Source organism: Beijerinckia mobilis, from assembly GCF_000745425.1.
Classification (GTDB): domain Bacteria; phylum Pseudomonadota; class Alphaproteobacteria; order Rhizobiales; family Beijerinckiaceae; genus Beijerinckia; species Beijerinckia mobilis.
Map to the genome: position 1 here is coordinate 20,131 of NZ_JQJH01000009.1, position 16,696 is coordinate 36,826.

The following is a 16,696-nucleotide window of genomic DNA, read 5'->3' on the forward strand; positions in this document are numbered from 1 at the left end:
CTGCGCAAAGTGCATGATGATGAGCAAGGTTCGGGACGAACAGACGAAATTGCGGGCGGCGGCGCTAAACACCGTCGCGACATCGTCCTTCACCGTGGGAATCCTGGCGCCGATCGGCGCCACGTTCTATAATGTGAATGGACAGGTGGGGATTCCTGTCAACACCCTGGCGATCGGTGTGGCGATTTGGTTTTTCGCGGCAATCGCCTTACATTTAGCGGCAAATTTTGTTCTCAAGGGTTTGTCCGATGAATGAAACCCAGATCTTCGCCTTTGTAGTGTTGCCGATCATTGTGGCGGCGCTCGGCTGGGCAGCTGCCCTGGCCGACCGCTATTTCCGCTCGCATGGGCATTGAATCGAGTGGGTAACGCCTAGCACCTGCCTTTGCAGGTGTTCACTTCAACACCACCACCTTGGTGCCGACTTTCACCCGGTTGTATAAATCCTCAATATCCTTGTTTGTCATGCGGATGCAGCCTGAGGAAACCGCCGCGCCAATCGTATCCGGTTCGTTGGAACCATGGATGCGATAATTGCTGGAGCCGAGATAGAGCGCACGGGCCCCAAGAGGATTATCCATTCCGCCCGGCATATGTTTCGGTAAATCGGGCCGGCGTTTCAGCATTTGCGGCGGCGGCCGCCAATCCGGCCATTCGCGTTTGCGCGTCACCGTCTTCGTGCCAGACCACGAAAAGCCTTCGCGGCCGACCCCTACACCATATTCGTAAGCGCGGTCCTTGCTCAGAACATAATAAAGACGGCGTTCCTTGGTGGAGACGACGATCGTGCCTTCCTTATATTCGGGATGTTTCCACACCACGAGTTGGCGCGGAATGGCCTGTTGACGAAACAGGTTCAGAAAATCCGCTAACGGCCCGCGATCAAGAGGGTTTTCGAAAGCAGCGGCGGGCAGGGCGATGACCACGAAGAGCATGATCGCCATATGGCGCAGAGCTGACCATTTCACGCTGCGAACCCTCCGCATTCAATTCTCCCGTCGAGGTGACGCTTTTTGCCATTGAATATGGCTGCATTATGCTGGCCATTTGGCCGCAGTGCGAAGCAGCGTCGTTCATACTGGCTTTTCGGGCGCGTGGCCCCTAAATTGCCGGCGTGTTGCAGCCTGTCCTTCCCCCGTCCGAACGCCTTTTTCTCAATGTCGAGCGCTCCGTCCTGGGACGGCCCTGGCGTGACCGGCTCGACGTCCCGGGTCAAGCGCTCGCCCTCGCCATGACACAAATTCACGGCCATGGTGATCTTCTGGCGCGTGTGCTCGCCGGACGCGGCGTCGGACCGGATGCAGCCGAAGCCTATCTCGACCCTAGCCTGCGCCGGCTGATGCCGGATCCAGCAAGCCTGCTTGATATGGAACGGGCCGTCGCGCGCATTGCGGAAGCCGTGACGCGCGGAGACAAAATCGCGATTTTCGGCGATTATGACGTCGATGGCGCCGCCTCTTCGGCCTTGCTCGCGGATTATTTCACCGCTTGCGGGACACCTTTCCAGATCCATATTCCCGACCGCATTTTCGAAGGCTATGGCCCGAATGTGGAGGCAATCGAGGCGCTTGCCGCCGGGGGTGCGAGGCTTCTCGTGACCGTCGATTGCGGCACGACGAGCCACATTCCCCTCGCGGAAGCAGCAAAACTCGGGCTTGATCCGATCGTGCTCGATCATCATCAGGCTCCGGCCGACTTACCGCAGGCGGTCATCGTCAATCCCAATCGGCAGGACGATCTTTCGGGGCTCGGCCAGCTCTGTGCCGCTGGCGTCACTTTCATGATGCTGGTTGCGCTTAACCGGCATTTGCGCGGGCAGGGGTTTTTCTCGAAGGCCCGACGCGAGCCTGATCTTCTCTCCGCGCTCGATCTCGTCGCCCTCGCCACTGTCGCCGATGTCGCGCCGCTCACGGGCTTGAACCGGGCTTTCGTCACCAAAGGTCTTTCGGTGATGCAGATGCGCGGCCGTCCCGGCCTGCGCGCTTTGTTCGATATTGCTGGCGCGCGTGAGGCGCCCAAGGCCAGCCATCTCGGGTTTCTTATTGGCCCGCGGATCAACGCTGGAGGCCGCATCGGTGACGCCGCGCTTGGCGCTCGGCTCCTGATCGAAGCCGATTCCCTGAAGGCGGAAGCAATTGCCCGCCAGCTCGACCAGCTCAATCGCGAACGCCAGATGATCGAGACAGAGACACTGGAGCACGCGCTGCTTCAGGTCGAGGCGGAACGTGGAAGCGATGATGGAGCTGCCATCGTTGCATCTGCGGATGAATGGCACCCGGGCATCGTCGGTCTGGTCGCGACGCGCTTGAAGGATAAATATCGCTGTCCGGCCTTTGCCATTGCCTTCAACGAAGCGGGGATTGGCACCGGGTCAGGACGTTCCGTGGCGGGCGTCGATCTTGGCCATGTCGTGCGCGAGGCGGTGGAAGAGGGGCTTCTGGTAAAGGGGGGTGGTCATGCCATGGCGGCCGGCGTGACCCTTGTACGCGATAATCTGCAGCCATTTCGCGATTTTCTCGAATCGCGTCTGGCGGCGGGCGTCGCAGCCAACCGTCTCAGCGACGCGTTGAAGATTGATGCTGCCCTGACCGCCTCAGGCGCCCAGCCCGCCCTCATGGAAGAACTCGAAAAAGCGGGCCCCTATGGCGCGGGCAATCCCGAGCCGGTCTTCGTCCTCCCGGCACATCGCCTGCTCGATGCCTCGGTGGTCGGTAACGGCCATGTGCGTTTTCGCGCCGAAGCGGGGGATGGAGCGCGAATCGAAGGCATTGCCTTCCGTGCAGCGGGTGAACCCCTGGGCGACGCCTTGCTCGCCGGGCGTGGTGACAAAATGCATTTTGCCGGAACGCTGCTCCTCGACCGTTTCGGCGGACGCGAGCGTGTGCAGATGCGGCTTCTCGATCTGGCGCGAATTGATTCCACAAGACGCGCGACAAAATAAAGACATGACCCTTGCCAGCCGGCCAAAGCTCCCTTATACGTCCGGCATCGCGACGCCGCCGTTGCCCGGTGCGATCGCTGCGCTCTTCGTCTATCGGTTAGGACGGCACCCTTTCACGGTGCAGAGAGGGGTTCGATTCCCCTAGAGCGCGCCATTGTCGCTTAAATCCCCGCCCTTGTTTCCGTGAAAGTTTAAACAAGCCATCTGCTTGTGGGTTGGCCTTTCGGAGAGCGTCGTCTTACGTCCCCGAACGCGGGCTTCAGAACGGCAACACGTAATTCAAAAGCGCCGTCTGCCGGATCAAGACTTTACGAATAATATGGGTGGCGTTGAAATGGGCGGTGTAGATTGCCGCTGTACCGGCACTTCCTGCCGGCAATCGTTTGCCAATCTCCGCCGAATCGAGCGCGACGCGAACCGTGAATGGCGCCGACACGAATTCTGTCGGGGTTGACGCGGTTCCCGATGGAGCGCGCTGTCCGGTAGAGATCGCCTGCAACACCTCGGTGACGGTGCCGGTGAAGATCTGTCCCGGAAGGAATTTAAACGTTACTTCGGCCATTTGGCCGGATTCAATATAGCGGGCGTCGTTCTGGGCGATCTCGACGAGAATCACCGTTTCGGATGTGTCGATGAATGCCATGGCTGGCGCCGATGGGGCGACACGCGCTCCGACCCGCAGGGCGAGATTGGTCACATAGCCATCGGCGGGCGCCCGCACGACTGTCTTGTCGAGGTTCCATCGTGCCTCATCTACATCGGCCCGCAAGGCGTCGGATTCCGCCTGACGTTGCTCGACATTGAATTCAGGTGTTGCCTGCCGTCCGGCGAGTGCCTGCATCTGCTTCAACCGCAGTTCCGCAAGACTGAACTGGGCCATACGCGCCCTGAATTGTGCATCATAGGGGACCGGATCGATACGGAACAAGACATCGCCGGCCTTGAGCGGTGTGTTCGGCTTGACCGGCACATCGATCACCTCGCCCGCGACATTCGGCACGATGGCCACAGACTGGCGGCCGAGGAGTGCGGGACCCGATGGCGCTCCCCAATTCATCGGAATGAAGAAGCCCACCAGCAGAAGAATGAACACCAGAATGGGTGAGATCTTCCAAAACAGGTTGAGCCGGATAAACTTCAGCCAGACCAGCACCAGAAGCAGTGCGATATAGGCGTTGAGAAGAAAGACGATCACGGTACTGGCTCCCGCGGTACCGGTGTGTGCGCAGGCACGTCAACATAGGCCCAGATGAAGGCAAGCGGCCAGAAGATCAGTCCGAAGACGAGCGTGATCCAGCCGGCCACGGCCACGGCTTCCGCCCAGGGATGTCCTCTCTTACGCGCCACATAGCCGGGTGCGAGGCCGAGCAGCAAAAAGACGCCGATGGCGGATGCCACCGCCACCAGAAGAACGATGCCAGCGAATATGTCGAGAAAAGACAATGCTCGGCCTCCTGATGGTTAAAAAGATCCTTGGGAGAATTGCCGGTATGAAAGGCCTTTCCGGCGCATCGAGGGTTTCCGAAGGAGTTTTGTCTCAAAAGCTTGGAAACGGGCTTGAAAAACCAGCTTGAGTGGATGGCTTGGCGTATGCATGTTAGCTGCTTTCTGTTCTAAACGCGAGAAAGCTTGCCCGATGGATGCTCCCCCCAAATTGGCGGATGTGATCTTGACCTTGTGCCGCGAGGCCGGTCCAGACAAAACCATCGACCCGGAGCAGGTTGCCAGAAAGTTCGTCACCGTGGATGGTCGTGGGGCTGCAACGGCTTGGCAGACCTATTTGAATCCGGTCCGCGACAACGTTGTGAAATTGGCCCTGGAAGGCAAACTGGTGATTTACCGCAAAGGCGTGCCCGTGGAGGATCCGGCAACCTTCAAGGGCGTCTACCGTTTCGGCATTCCGGCTTCCGGCTGAGCCATTAGAGCATTTCGGATATATCCGAAATGCTCCCGGGTGTTCTCGAATGGACTATCCTGAAGACGCTTAATTCTCAGGATATGAGCTGGATAAATTCACGGCTCGATTGATCAGGGAGAATCATACGCGTCAGAGCCGTCCGGAGACTCTCCAACGGCTCTAATGTCGGGATGGAAAGTTTTTTCCAGTCACTGGATTATTTGATCACCGCACAGGCGATACGGGCTCCGGCGCCACCAATGGGTGGATGGATGTAATCGTCGGGGTTTTCGTGGATGACGAGGGCCGAACCGTCGGTGTCCAGCAGGCCGGGGCGATTCTTTTCGCCATGAAGCGATACGAAGGTGGTGAAAGTGTCGCTGAGAACGGTTCCGTCTGACGCTACATAAATATTCGGCAGATCGCCGGAATGCGTGCCTTTGGGATTGAGGAAGCCGTGTTCGAGCGTCTCATTGGCGACAGCGACATGGCCGCCGGAATTCATGAATTTAGGATCGCTGCAATCGCCCTTCGCGTGGAAATGGGAACCATGCCAGCCGGGTTTGAGGCCGTGGAGATCGTAATGGACGAGCACTCCCGCGGGGCCTTCCTGCAGAACGATTTTGCCGAGGTCCGCGCCATCCGGACCCTTGACGGGAGCGGTCAATTGGGCCGGATCGGCCGATGCCAATTGGCTGAGCAACATAAGGCCGGTGGCAATAAGCAATCCTCGCATGGGATAGTCTCCGAAGACGATTTTGCGGGCGAGGATAGAAGAGAAAAAATGCAGTGGGAAGACGCAGACGCCTTCCCGACGATTTTTGGGAAAAATTCGGTTATCGTTTTTGCTGTGCTTGCGGCCACAGCGCTGCGGCCGCGCGGAATTAAATATCGCCCCGATCACAAATCGCGAGCTCTTTTTGCAGCTGATGCAATTGCCGGTGATGATGGAGAAGAATGGCCCGGCTGTTTCCTCCAAGCGCTGCGGAATTGCGGGCCTCGGAAAGGTGTTTCTGGTGCAGCCGTGCCCGAAGCTCCAGTTTTCTGCGCCGGGCAGGATCAATTTCTGCCATCAATTTTCCTCCCTTAATGAATTTTTATGAGTCTTTAGATCGAGAATGTCTTCTCTCGAAAAAGGTTTCGGTCCGGCTTCACGTGCCTGAAAGACTTTTACCCTTTTGCGCTCCGCCCTGACCGGCCTGGATCATGCTTGTTACAAGCCCCTAGACATGACAAAAGGCGCTGATTCCATGCGATCATCGGCGTGACTCTCGGACGATCGAAGCGCAATCACGCTTTTCGCACGCGTTGGGATCATCCGGTGCCTGGTTCGCTCCCGGCTCAAAATGGTTTCCCGTTAAAAGGTTCTCGCTCATGACCGATGGCACTTCGATCGGACCCCGCCTCAAGCCGATCCTCGCCCAACGCCAGGACGATGTGGACAAGGCCAAGGCGAAACGTTCAATTGGCGGCCTCACTGGCGCTATTGGCGAGGCACCGATGACACGCGGTTTCCTTGCCGGGCTTTACGAATATTACGCGAAGCATGGGAAACCAGGTATCATCGCCGATATTCGCGGCAGTTCGCCGGTTTCGAAATCGACCCGTTCGCGCCTCGACGTCATGGATATGGCGGAAGATTATCGCGACGCCGGAGCCGCCGCCGTTTCAGCCTCTCCCGATCGCCGTTTCTTTCGCGGCAGCATCGCCGATCTCGCCACAGCCAAGGCGTCGAATCTGCCGATCCTCGCCAATGATATCGTCGTCGATCTCTATCAGGTTTACGAGGCGCGTTACGCAGGGGCGGACGCCAGCCTGCTGATCGCCAGTATTCTCGGCGATCAGCTCAAGGAATTCGTCGCGCGCGCGCAATCGATCGCTCTCGATCCTTTGGTCGAGGTCCGTAACGAGGCGGAACTCGCAATGGCGCTCGAGGCCGGCGCGAATCTGATCGCGGTCAATAATCGCGATCTTGAAACACTCGAAGTCGATCCGACTGTTTGCGAGAGGCTTCTGCCCAAGATCCCGCAAGATAGTGTGCTGGCGATCGCTTCCGGCGGCATAAAGACGCAGGAGGATATCGAGAAAGTGGCTGCCCTGGGTGCCAAGGCCGTGCGCGTTGCCACGGTGCTTCTGGAGGCCAAGGATCCTTATCTCGCCCTCCATCAATTGCTCGGGACCACGCCGCCCGATGAGGATGCGGAGGGCTGATCACCTTTTCGCCAAGCACTCCAGAACGCGAAAAATTTTTAGAGAATTTTAATGTCACACCCTCGAATGTATCGCCATCGAGGGTGTGATTTTCTTTTTGCCACGCTTGCGTTGTGAGCGCGGCCGAGGCAGTAAGGCGCCATCGGGGACAGAAAAAGTCGAAATGGTGCCTGCGCAGTGTGTGTGTGGCTCCTGCCTCAAGGAGGAAGCATGCAGCATGAACCGAGCGCGCATTTTCGCAAAATTGATCTCGGCTCAGATCGCAAATTCGGCCTTGTTTTTGGTTCTGTTTTTCTTGTCATCGGCGTTTGGCCGGTGGTGTTCCATGGCGGGTCGCTCCGTCCATGGGCGCTTGTCATCGCTGTGGTTTTTTTGGCCGTCGCACTGCTTGCGCCCCATCTCCTGGCGCCCCTGAATCGTGCCTGGTTCAGGCTTGGACTCGTTTTCAACGCGATCGTCAGCCCCATTCTCATGGCCGTGTTGTTCTTTGGCGCCATGGTGCCTTTCGCTTTGTTTCTGCGTCGAAAAGACCTTCTGCGGCGGCAGTTTCAGCCACAGATGGAAAGCTATTGGATCCTCCGTGATCCTCCCGGTCCCGCGCCGGATTCCATGAACAAACAATTTTGAGGAACGTCGATGTCGATGGTTGCGGAACTCTTTGATTTTCTTAACTCTCGCAAGAAACTCTGGCTTGTGCCTCTGCTAGCACTGTTCCTTGTTTTCGGCGGTCTGTTCGTTCTGAGCCAGGGTTCGGTCGTCGCTCCGTTCATTTACACTCTATTCTGATTTCTCGTGATCGAGGGATGGCGGGATTACAGGATTCCGTCGTCCTGGGCGCGTGGTCGCGGACTGCAGCTTGCCGACGGAAACACGAACGTATTTTCAGAATGCTCTGGCGTTTCGTACCGATTCCGACCGCATCTCCCTTATGACGCGCCAGCAGCATCAAGAGATCCATCAAGAGATCGATAAATCCTCATGATCGTGCTTGGTATTTCGGCCTTTTATCACGACAGCGCCGCCGCGCTCGTGCGTGATGGCGAGGTTATCGCGGCGGCGCAGGAAGAGCGATTCACCCGCAACAAACATGATCCCGCCTTTCCGCTGAATGCGCTGAAATATTGTCTTGATGCGGCGCGCATAGAACCCGCCCGTGTCGATCGCGTGGTCTTCTATGAAAAGCCGTTTCTGAAATTCGAGCGTCTGCTCGAAACCTATCTTGCGTTCGCCCCAAAGGGGTTTTCGTCCTTCCGCAAGGCGATGCCCTTATGGATCGGCGAGAAGCTCTTTCAACGCGATATGATCCTGCAGGAATTGAAAGCCGTGGCACCAGATCTCGCGGCGCGCGAGAAGCTGCGGTTTTCCGAGCATCATTTTTCCCATGCGGCCTCCGCCTTCTATCCTTCGCCCTTCGAGGAGGCTTTGGTCCTCACTATGGATGGCGTCGGCGAATGGACCACCACCTCGGCGGCGATCGGGCGGGGAAATGCTATTGAAATCATAAAGGAAATTCATTTCCCTCATTCGCTCGGGCTGCTCTATTCGGCATTTACCTATTATACGGGGTTCAAGGTCAATTCCGGCGAATATAAGCTTATGGGGCTCGCGCCCTACGGAACGCCAGTCTTCAAGGATCTGATCCTCGAAAAGCTGATCGATCTGAAAGCGGATGGTTCCTTCCGCCTTGATCTCGATTATTTCGACTATTGCACCGGTTTGACCATGACCAACAGGTGTTTCGATGGCCTGTTTGGTGGTCCGCCACGAAAACCCGAAGAGCAACTGACGCAGCACCATATGGATCTCGCGGCCTCTATTCAGGCGGTGACTGAGGAGATCGTCCTGCGGCTCGCAAAATCGCTGCGCGAGGAGACCGGGCAGACGAATCTGTGTCTTGCGGGCGGTGTGGCGCTCAATTGCGTCGCCAATGGGAAAGTGTTGCGCGAGGCCGTTTTCGACAGGATCTTCATTCAGCCTGCTGCTGGCGATGCCGGTGGCGCCCTCGGTGCCGCGCTTGCCGTCGCGCATCGCGAAGGGGATCTAAAGCGGACGCTGCCACAAGGTCCGACAGCACCACGCGACGGCATGAAAGGCTCCTATCTCGGTCCCGAATTCACGCAGGACGAGGTCGAACGCCGTCTCAAGGCGGCGGGGGCGGTGTTTGCCGTTGCCGCGGATGATGAAAGTCTCATCGAGCAGACAGCGCAGGCGCTTGCGGATGGCCAAGCGGTCGGTTGGCATCAGGGCCGGATGGAATTTGGTCCGCGATCACTTGGCAATCGCTCGATCCTTGGCGATCCGCGTTCGCCGACCATGCAGAAGACACTCAATCTCAAGATCAAATATCGTGAGAGTTTCCGTCCTTTCGCGCCTTCCGTCCTGCGCGAGAAAGTGTCCGACTGGTTCGAACTCGATGTCGATTCGCCCTATATGCTGCTCGTCGCCGATGTGAGGCAGGACCATCGAAAGCCGATGAGCGAGGCGGAAAAGGCTCTCTTCGGGATCGACAAATTGAACGTGCCGCGTTCCGATATTCCCGCAGTCACCCATGTCGATGATTCAGCGCGCATACAGACCGTCCATGCGGACACCAATCCGCTTTATCATGGCTTGATCAGCCGTTTCGCCGAACTCACGGGCTGCCCGGTGCTCGTCAATACGAGCTTCAACGTTCGCGGAGAGCCGATCGTCTGCACGCCGGAAGACGCTTTCCGCTGTTTCATGGGCTGTGAGATCGACCTTCTTGTTGTCGGACGTTGTATCCTGCGCAAGAGCGAACAGGATCCCGCGCTCGCCCGGGATTACAAGAACGCCTTCACCCTCGATTGAAAAAGGGAAGGCTGTTCTCGCGTCCCAAGTCATTTGTGTTGCATGGGCAGAGAGGCGGCCGGCCGTCTCTCTTGCAACGAGCAAGCCTTTGTTCCCGGCGTTGCGACAAAGACCTCAAGTCTCGGCAACAAGGGCCCACGGCGGCGCCGTGTGTCCCTCCTCACTCCGTCTCGGGATATCACTTCGCCTCCGCGGGCGCGGCAACCTCGATGCCTGCCGCCTGAATCAATTGCCCGGCACGCAGGCGATTGGCGAGAGCAGTGGGATGACCGTCGTTGGGTATATTAAGAACGAGCCCGCGCTCCTGCACGGAAGCGAGCGAAGCGTCGATGACCTTGGCTCCACTGGCCTCGAGCCGCTTGATGATGTCGTCATCCGTAAAACCAGTTCCGGCGAGATAGGCTTCCGGCACACGGAGATAAGGAATGATGGTTTCGACGCCATATTTCGTTTTCGCTTTGCGGATCGCTTCCGAGACGACGCGAATGTAAAGTTCGACGTCATCATGAGTGAGACGTTCGAAGTAAGGCGCGAGGAAGTAACGATAAGTTGCCGTATTATAGAGGAATTCATGCCACAGCATGGCGTTGCCCTCCTGGCACCGTCCAGCAAAGGCGATCCCGTCGCCTTCAAGGCGATAATGCGGCGAATGCGGTGCCCAGGACACTTTGCACGTGGTGCGCTGGGCGTGCCAGGCCGCCGTCAAAAAGAGGAATAGCCTGGGCTTTTCGCCGATGATCTCATCATAATAACCGGTCTCTACGCCGCGCAGGAATTGCTGCGGGCCATAGCCGGTAAAACCCAGATTGAGGACGCGCTGCTGCTGGCGGGTCAAAGTAGCGAATTGCTGCGGCAATGTATCGGGATCATTGAGCCCGTCGCCGAATGTATAGGAATCGCCGAAAAAGACGATTGCTGGTCCTGTCGCGGCCGAATGAGTCTCGCGAAGCAGATGGTCGTCGATCGTATAATCCACGTCATAAATCACCTCGCCACTCCAGGGCATGGTGCGTTTGGCATGGAAGACGCCGGCATGAGCCGGACCCCAGCCGATGATGGGACGCGGTACCGACCAGCCTTCCGTCATCGTGATGAGCGGGCGGCGTTCCAGGAAGATCGCCGCCGTCTCGACAAGGCTCAGTCCGACCATGATCGTCGCAACGATGAGTAACAGGTCCCGAATCCGTCCGCGTGCGAGCGTCAGCCCCACGATAGCCGCAGCCGCGAGGGAACAGAAAGTGAAGAGACGGAAATCGCGGATGAAATGATGGAGCTCGCCACGTGTCGCCACCGCGATGATGAGTATGATCAGGCCCAGGCGAAGGACATAGGAAGGCTTAATGGTCATGAAGGCAACGATCCTCACGGCTGCAGCCAGAATTTGTCAGGTCTCAAAGGGGAGGTTGGACCATGTTGGATGGGATCCAGACGGCGCTTATGAAAAGACAGAGCTATTTTTGGACGTTTTGAATCGCGCAGCGAGCTGCCGCAGATCGAAAACGCTTGGAGAAATGGGCGGAAGGTATCAACGCAATGGCCTTCAATCTCCTCATGGAAACTCCGTCGCTGAGTCTATCGGTACCATGGCGGACAGTCTTCTCTCAATCAGAGGGCGGTGAGACAAGCCGTCCGTACCAGGAAGTCCTTTCAATCCAGCCTGCGCCGCAGGCGCAGGGTCTCGGCCATCGGCGCCTGTCCATAGATGCCCGCGACATTGGTGTCGATAGATGAAGATTAATAAAAACAATATTTTAATTTGATTTGTCGGCGATATCAATCGGCGGCGAACCGCGTTGCGGTCCTGACCGTCACGCATTACCTTTGAGGGAGCGATTTTGACAGGGCGGCGCGGCATTTGCGAAACACCGGCCATATGAAAAGGCGACGCCACCCGGCGCGGGTCGATTGCCTTCAAAAATGCCGGAATCGCTTGACGCCGTCGCCTGGGTGAGTGCCGGCATTGCTTCGAAGGGCAAATGAAACTGTCGCTTTGTCGAGCAGGGTGGCGCTAGGAGGTTGAGGTGATTGTGAATCAAATTGGGGAAGCGCGAACGGCCCTGCATGAATTGATAGAGCAATCCGAAAATATCGTTGCTTTCACTGGAGCCGGTATTTCCACGGAATGCGGCGTCCCCGATTTTCGTTCGAAGGATTCGCCCTGGCTGCGTTACAAGCCAATCGAATTCGATCTCTTCATGTCGGATGTTCTGATGCGTGAGGAGGCTTGGCGCCGCAAATTCGCGCTCGATGACATCTATTCAATGGCGCAACCGGGACGCGGCCATTATGCGCTCGCCAACCTCGTGCGGCAGGGGAAGATGTCGTCGATCATCACGCAGAATATCGATAATCTCCATCAATTGTCCGGCGTCGACGACGAGCATATCATCGAACTGCATGGCAATGGCACCTATGCGACCTGCCTTTCCTGCGGCTTGCGTCATGAAATCGCGGATGTGCGCCGCGCCTTCGAAGCCTCGGGTGCCGCACCCGAATGCCGTTCCTGCGGCGGCCCGGTGAAATCGGCGACGATTTCCTTCGGCCAGGCCATGCCCGAGGAAGCCATGCAGAAAGCCCATAAGGCCACGCAGGCCTGCGATCTGTTTCTGGCGATTGGTTCCTCTCTTGTCGTCTATCCCGCTGCGGCCTTTCCATTGCTCGCCACGCAAAATCAGGCGCGCTTGGTCATTCTGAACGGCGAACCGACTCCGCTCGATTCGGAAGCAGATCTCGTCCTCAGGGGCGATATCGGCGATATCCTTGAGCCGTTTGCAAGTTGATTCGAATTGGGCTTTTCCTTATCGACGGCAATGGTATTCTATCTGAAAAGGCGTGTGATCAGCCGGCTTCCAGATGTCGTCGCTCGGGCCAATATACTGCGCTCAGCATCCCGAAGCGATCTTTTGGGACACGCTTGCAACCGGTGAAGCGGGTTGCATGATTTTTCTCTGGAATCAAAAGCTTCCAATCAGTCTTTTGAACATAACATCAGGTGTGTGGAATTGGCCGAGGCGTGACGTGGGAGGCGGGTTTGCCAGACAAGGAGCAGATGGAATCCCGGATCGCTTTGCATCCCAAATCTCTTGAGGGGATTGGGGAAACCGCCGCCTGCGCCGACCTTGTGGAAGTGACGGGACGGATCAAATGGTTCGATCTCGTCAAGGGCTATGGTTTCATTGTGGCCGACAATGGCCTTGGCGATGTTCTGCTCCATGTTACGGCCTTGCGGAAGGATGGCTATTCCAAAGCCTGTGAAGGTGCGCGTCTGGTTTGTGAAGCCACGCGCGGTTCCAAAGGATGGCAGGTCTTCAGGGTGCTGGCGCTTGAGCCGCCGGAGAGGCTGGTCGCTCCTGTTGAAGTGAGCAGTGATGGACCCCTACCGCAGAAAAGCGGCGCGCAGGAGGTTCTGCCTCTCGGCGGGTTCGAGACTGTCACCGTCAAATGGGTCAATCGGGGGAAGGGATTTGGCTTCCTGTCGCGGGGAGACGGTTCGGAGGATATTTTCGTACATATGGAAGTTTTGCGGAGAAGCAGAATCGTTAATCTGCATCCCGGCGAAGCACTATTGGCGCGTTTCGGTCAGGGACCGAAGGGATTGATCGCGATCGAGGTTCGACCTCTTGACGCACCGGCTCCCCTCCAGCATTGAACTCGCAACAATCCGCTTCGCGCTGATACGCGGTGGCTGATCAAATATCTCCGAACGAATTCCGATCTGAATTGAGAGTATTTCCAATGGCTTTGAATAAAGTGTTCATTCAGTCCAGATGGAAAATGCTCTAAATGCTCTTGTTCATAAAGCTGGCGCGCAAGCTCATCTTCGCCCTTTTTGGCGTCTTGATGCTCACCATCGGCGCGGATTTCACGAAGGCTGCCGATGATGCTTTAGAACCCCTGTCGATCACGACGGGTTCGGGTGATCATGCCTTTTCCGTCGAAGTGATGCGCACGGATCCGGATCTCGAGCGGGGGTTGATGTATCGGCGTTATCTTCCGGCTGATCGTGGCATGTTGTTCGACTTCAAAGAAGAGCGGCCGGTCATGATGTGGATGAAAAATACCTATCTGCCGCTCGACATGATTTTCATCGCCCGCAATGGCAAAGTCGTCGCTCTCGCTGAAAATGCCGAGCCTTTGTCGGAGGCGATCATCCCGTCAAGGGTCCCGGCCTATGCCGTCCTTGAGGTCAATGCAGGAACGACGCACAAGATCGGTCTCAAGATCGGCGATAAAGTGCATCACACTCTCTTTTCCCGCTGACCGTTTTCATCTTCCAGCGGCATAGACCCCCAAAAGGTGCGGAGGCAGGAGGCTTGCGGTGCTTGTTCCCGCAAATTCCCCATGCTAGAGCATCAACGGCATCTACGAACGATGTGTTACCGGCATTTGGCGGTGCCAAATGCCGGGTCGATGGGGCAGGTGGTGGGGATCTCTCCCGATACCATTTGCTTCCCTCGAATTCTGTTATTATGTGCATGATCAAGGCTGGCGGGATTAACGATTCTGCCGGGAATCGGCGTCCAGTCTCGGGAATGCAGTGTCCCGAATTCGGATTTACGGGGTATAGCGCAGTCTGGTAGCGCGGAAGTTTTGGGAACTTCAGGTCGCAGGTTCGAATCCTGCTGCCCCGACCACTCCGAAGCGGGAGCTTTGTGGAATGGAGGACGCATGAGTGTCAGGATCTATCGTCCCGCCAAGAGCGCGACACAGTCAGGAACGGCACGCAGCAAAGTGTGGCTGCTCGTTTTTGATCCGGCATCGCCGCGCAGTGCTGATCCTTTGATGGGTTGGACGAGTTCACGGGATATGAACAGCCAGATCCGGCTGCGCTTCACCACCAAGGAAGAAGCGATCGCCTACGCAGAGAAAAATGGTCTGGATTACCGCGTCGAGGAACCGAAGCCTTTCGAGCGCAAGATCGTCTCCTATTCCGACAATTTCCGGTCGACACGTTCGGGTCCGTGGACGCATTGAGCCATGGAACGATTTTCTTCCTCCCATCACGCAATGGCGTGATTTCCTGCCTTGCGATGCGTGATGGGACGATCGGGGATTGATATGCATTTTGATCTTCAGGCCCCATAGCTCAGCTGGATAGAGCAGCCGCCTTCTAAGCGGCAGGTCGCAGGTTCGAACCCTGCTGGGGTCGCCATCATTCAAACGCTTGGGATACAGACTCAAGCTGAATCCAAATCTTTCCCGAAAAATTTTGAACTTCCGTTCGTTTTTCGGCGCACACGATTCGCTTTTTGGATTCGATGGACAGAACTTCTGGCTCATCTCCGAAGCGTGAGATTGAGCCATACCGCTGAACCCACCATCACACCTTGAGTCTTATCGAAACAAAGGTTCAGGCGACAAGCCGATGGCGCGGTGGGATTCTTTTGATTTTCTATGGCAGGGAATGGTGGGCGCGACAGGGTTTGAACCTGTGACCCCTGCCGTGTGAAAGCAGTGCTCTACCGCTGAGCTACGCGCCCGATATGACTGTCCTTGTACGATTTTTTTTCGATTACGCAAGCTGGAAACATGCAAAAGTCTGGAAGCGCCTCTTAGCAAGGGGTCTTCGAACGATTTCCGCACATTGGTGCAGCGCCCCATTCGTTTTCCATCAGAGGTCATGGTCAGAGCCCGTGACCATGGGCATTACAAAGGCTTCTCATAAATTCGAAACGTCCTCGTATCGCGCGCCGGCAGGCTACGGATGAGATTGAGGACGGCATGGTTGGTTTCCAGCATCCAGCTGATCTCCATTTCTTCCACGCCGGCTCGACGGGCTGTTTCGATCGCATCGGCGAGTAGCAGGCTCACACCCAGAGTGCCGATTCGGGTGCCACGCCAGCGCCGGGCGACGCCAATCATCGGTACGCGGGACATGCGGGTGCCGCGTGCATGGATGTGCCAGAGAAGTTTGGCCCATCCGAAGGGAAGCAATTGTCCCTTGAGATCGGCCAAGGCTTCGTTGACGTTTGGAATTTGACAGAGAAGGGCTACTGGCTCGCCATGCCATTCCGCAATGCGAATCCAGGATGGTTTTGAGACGGGCAGAGTGAGATTGCCGATCATGCGCGCTTCGGCCTGGCTGACGGGCGTTGAACCCCAATTGAATTGCCAGGCATCATTATAAAGCGCGAGAATTTGCGGAAAACGCTGCCGGAGATTGAAAAATGAATGTCCATGCGTTTTCAGGGCAGCGATATCAGGAAAATGTTTCGCAAGTCTGGCCGCACGCTCGGGAAAATCGGATTCGGAAAGGCGACAGACGCAGGCGAGAAGGTCGATGGATTTCCGAAAGCCGAGCGCTTCGATCTGCGCTGCATAATAGGGAGGAGCGTGATTCGTCCGCACCACATGCGGCTGATCGTAGCCTTTGACGAGCAGTCCCGATTCATGATTGATCGTCAGGCTGAAAGGGCCCTGTAGCCGTTTGAGCCCTTCAGCCTTGAGAAATTCAGAAACCGCCCCAAAAAGCGCGCCGAAAACTTCCGCATCGTCGATCGCGTCGATGAAGCCGAAATGGCCGGTGGCATCCTGATATTTATCAAGATGAGCCTTGTTGACGATGCCAGCGATTCGTCCGACTGGAATACCGTCGCGTAAGGCGACAAAAGCCTTGATGTGATTCTCCTTCATGAAGGGAGAATGGCGTTTGTCGAATGCTTCCCGGATTTCCTTGTGCAGAAGCGCCACCCAGCGCGGATTATCGGCCTGTGCGCGATGACCAGCCTCTATAAAAGCCGTGAAATCTTTCGGCGTCCTGCATTCACGAACTTCAATGGCGCTCAAGGCGAATACCCGACATGATCAGAAATCTATCG

The 16,696-nt window shown here is 56.9% G+C and carries 19 protein-coding genes and 4 tRNA genes; 16 read left to right on the forward strand and 7 right to left on the reverse strand.

Annotated elements, in window-relative coordinates:
* The first annotated feature begins 13 nt into the window (after positions 1–13).
* Entirely contained in the window at positions 14–256 is a 243-nt protein-coding gene (locus DL88_RS08690) for a hypothetical protein (RefSeq protein WP_245270721.1), read from the forward strand.
* A gap of 139 nt (positions 257–395) precedes the next feature.
* Here the strand turns inward: DL88_RS08690 and DL88_RS08695 are convergent, their stop codons facing one another.
* A complete protein-coding gene (locus DL88_RS08695) occupies positions 396–944 on the reverse strand; it encodes a L,D-transpeptidase (protein WP_034994802.1) in 549 nt (182 codons plus the stop codon).
* 170 nt (positions 945–1,114) lie between these two features.
* On the opposite strand from DL88_RS08695, the gene recJ reads away from it, so the two are divergent.
* Positions 1,115–2,941, forward strand: a complete 1,827-nt coding sequence (gene recJ / locus DL88_RS08700; RefSeq protein WP_084705072.1) for a single-stranded-DNA-specific exonuclease RecJ — start codon at positions 1,115–1,117, stop codon at positions 2,939–2,941.
* 79 nt (positions 2,942–3,020) lie between these two features.
* Positions 3,021–3,095 (forward strand) — tRNA-Glu (locus DL88_RS08705).
* Positions 3,096–3,200: 105 nt separating this feature from the next.
* Here the strand turns inward: DL88_RS08705 and DL88_RS08710 are convergent.
* Both DL88_RS08710 and DL88_RS08715 read right to left on the reverse strand, forming a co-directional pair.
* A complete protein-coding gene (locus DL88_RS08710; protein ID WP_034994804.1) occupies positions 3,201–4,136 on the reverse strand; it encodes an HlyD family secretion protein in 936 nt (311 codons plus the stop codon).
* The gene (locus DL88_RS08715) at positions 4,133–4,384 is read right to left on the reverse strand and encodes a DUF3302 domain-containing protein (RefSeq protein ID WP_034994806.1); all 252 of its coding nucleotides are present in this window, start codon (positions 4,382–4,384) and stop codon (positions 4,133–4,135) included. Before DL88_RS08715 ends, DL88_RS08710 begins: the two co-directional genes overlap by 4 nt.
* Here DL88_RS08715 and DL88_RS20945 point away from each other — a divergent pair.
* Complete coding sequence (locus DL88_RS20945) at positions 4,384–4,515, forward strand: hypothetical protein (protein WP_280949200.1); 132 nt, start codon at positions 4,384–4,386, stop codon at positions 4,513–4,515. The genes DL88_RS08715 and DL88_RS20945 overlap by 1 nt on opposite strands.
* 20 nt (positions 4,516–4,535) lie before the next feature.
* The gene (locus DL88_RS08720) at positions 4,536–4,856 is read left to right on the forward strand and encodes a DUF3253 domain-containing protein (RefSeq protein WP_245270724.1); all 321 of its coding nucleotides are present in this window, start codon (positions 4,536–4,538) and stop codon (positions 4,854–4,856) included.
* Between the two features lie 199 nt (positions 4,857–5,055).
* On the opposite strand, the gene DL88_RS08725 is transcribed toward DL88_RS08720, so the two are convergent.
* Positions 5,056–5,574 carry a superoxide dismutase family protein gene (locus DL88_RS08725; protein WP_034995075.1) on the reverse strand — a complete coding sequence of 173 codons (519 nt, stop codon included), beginning with the start codon at positions 5,572–5,574 and terminating at the stop codon, positions 5,056–5,058.
* Positions 5,575–5,622: 48 nt separating this feature from the next.
* Here DL88_RS08725 and DL88_RS20255 point away from each other — a divergent pair, with 48 nt between their 5' ends.
* The 5 genes from DL88_RS20255 to DL88_RS08740 all read left to right on the forward strand — a co-directional run bounded on the left by DL88_RS20255 (position 5,623) and on the right by DL88_RS08740 (position 9,878).
* Complete coding sequence (locus DL88_RS20255; protein WP_156971011.1) at positions 5,623–5,928, forward strand: hypothetical protein; 306 nt, start codon at positions 5,623–5,625, stop codon at positions 5,926–5,928.
* A 284-nt stretch (positions 5,929–6,212) separates the two neighbouring features.
* On the forward strand, positions 6,213–7,049 hold the full coding sequence (locus tag DL88_RS08730; protein WP_034994810.1) for an indole-3-glycerol phosphate synthase TrpC: 837 nt from the start codon (positions 6,213–6,215) through the stop codon (positions 7,047–7,049).
* Positions 7,050–7,259: 210 nt separating this feature from the next.
* On the forward strand, positions 7,260–7,676 hold the full coding sequence (locus tag DL88_RS08735; protein WP_034994811.1) for an SxtJ family membrane protein: 417 nt from the start codon (positions 7,260–7,262) through the stop codon (positions 7,674–7,676).
* Between the two features lie 15 nt (positions 7,677–7,691).
* The gene (locus DL88_RS20800; protein WP_370736390.1) at positions 7,692–7,835 is read left to right on the forward strand and encodes a DUF5989 family protein; all 144 of its coding nucleotides are present in this window, start codon (positions 7,692–7,694) and stop codon (positions 7,833–7,835) included.
* A 192-nt stretch (positions 7,836–8,027) separates the two neighbouring features.
* On the forward strand, positions 8,028–9,878 hold the full coding sequence (locus tag DL88_RS08740; protein WP_034994814.1) for a carbamoyltransferase family protein: 1,851 nt from the start codon (positions 8,028–8,030) through the stop codon (positions 9,876–9,878).
* Positions 9,879–10,056: 178 nt separating this feature from the next.
* On the opposite strand, the gene DL88_RS08745 is transcribed toward DL88_RS08740, so the two are convergent.
* Positions 10,057–11,226 carry an SGNH/GDSL hydrolase family protein gene (locus DL88_RS08745; RefSeq protein WP_034994817.1) on the reverse strand — a complete coding sequence of 390 codons (1,170 nt, stop codon included), beginning with the start codon at positions 11,224–11,226 and terminating at the stop codon, positions 10,057–10,059.
* A 673-nt stretch (positions 11,227–11,899) separates the two neighbouring features.
* Here DL88_RS08745 and DL88_RS08755 point away from each other — a divergent pair.
* The 6 genes from DL88_RS08755 (at position 11,900) to DL88_RS08780 (ending at position 15,030) form a co-directional block, all read left to right on the forward strand.
* A complete protein-coding gene (locus tag DL88_RS08755; protein ID WP_051955774.1) occupies positions 11,900–12,658 on the forward strand; it encodes an SIR2 family NAD-dependent protein deacylase in 759 nt (252 codons plus the stop codon).
* Positions 12,659–12,927: 269 nt separating this feature from the next.
* Positions 12,928–13,527 carry a cold-shock protein gene (locus DL88_RS08760; protein ID WP_034994821.1) on the forward strand — a complete coding sequence of 200 codons (600 nt, stop codon included), beginning with the start codon at positions 12,928–12,930 and terminating at the stop codon, positions 13,525–13,527.
* Positions 13,528–13,661: 134 nt separating this feature from the next.
* Positions 13,662–14,138: a DUF192 domain-containing protein gene (locus tag DL88_RS08765; protein ID WP_034994823.1), complete on the forward strand. Its 477-nt coding sequence runs from the start codon at positions 13,662–13,664 to the stop codon at positions 14,136–14,138.
* A 297-nt stretch (positions 14,139–14,435) separates the two neighbouring features.
* A tRNA-Pro gene (locus DL88_RS08770) sits at positions 14,436–14,512 on the forward strand.
* 34 nt (positions 14,513–14,546) lie between these two features.
* The gene (locus tag DL88_RS08775) at positions 14,547–14,852 is read left to right on the forward strand and encodes an ETC complex I subunit (protein WP_034994826.1); all 306 of its coding nucleotides are present in this window, start codon (positions 14,547–14,549) and stop codon (positions 14,850–14,852) included.
* Between the two features lie 101 nt (positions 14,853–14,953).
* Positions 14,954–15,030 (forward strand) — tRNA-Arg (locus DL88_RS08780).
* A 253-nt stretch (positions 15,031–15,283) separates the two neighbouring features.
* On the opposite strand, the gene DL88_RS08785 is transcribed toward DL88_RS08780, so the two are convergent.
* Together DL88_RS08785 and DL88_RS08790 are read right to left on the reverse strand one after the other, a co-directional pair.
* A tRNA-Val gene (locus DL88_RS08785) sits at positions 15,284–15,358 on the reverse strand.
* 166 nt (positions 15,359–15,524) lie between these two features.
* Positions 15,525–16,664 (reverse strand): GNAT family N-acetyltransferase, encoded by a 1,140-nt coding sequence (locus DL88_RS08790; RefSeq protein WP_051955775.1) that lies wholly within the window; start codon positions 16,662–16,664, stop codon positions 15,525–15,527.
* Positions 16,665–16,696 lie beyond the last annotated feature (32 nt).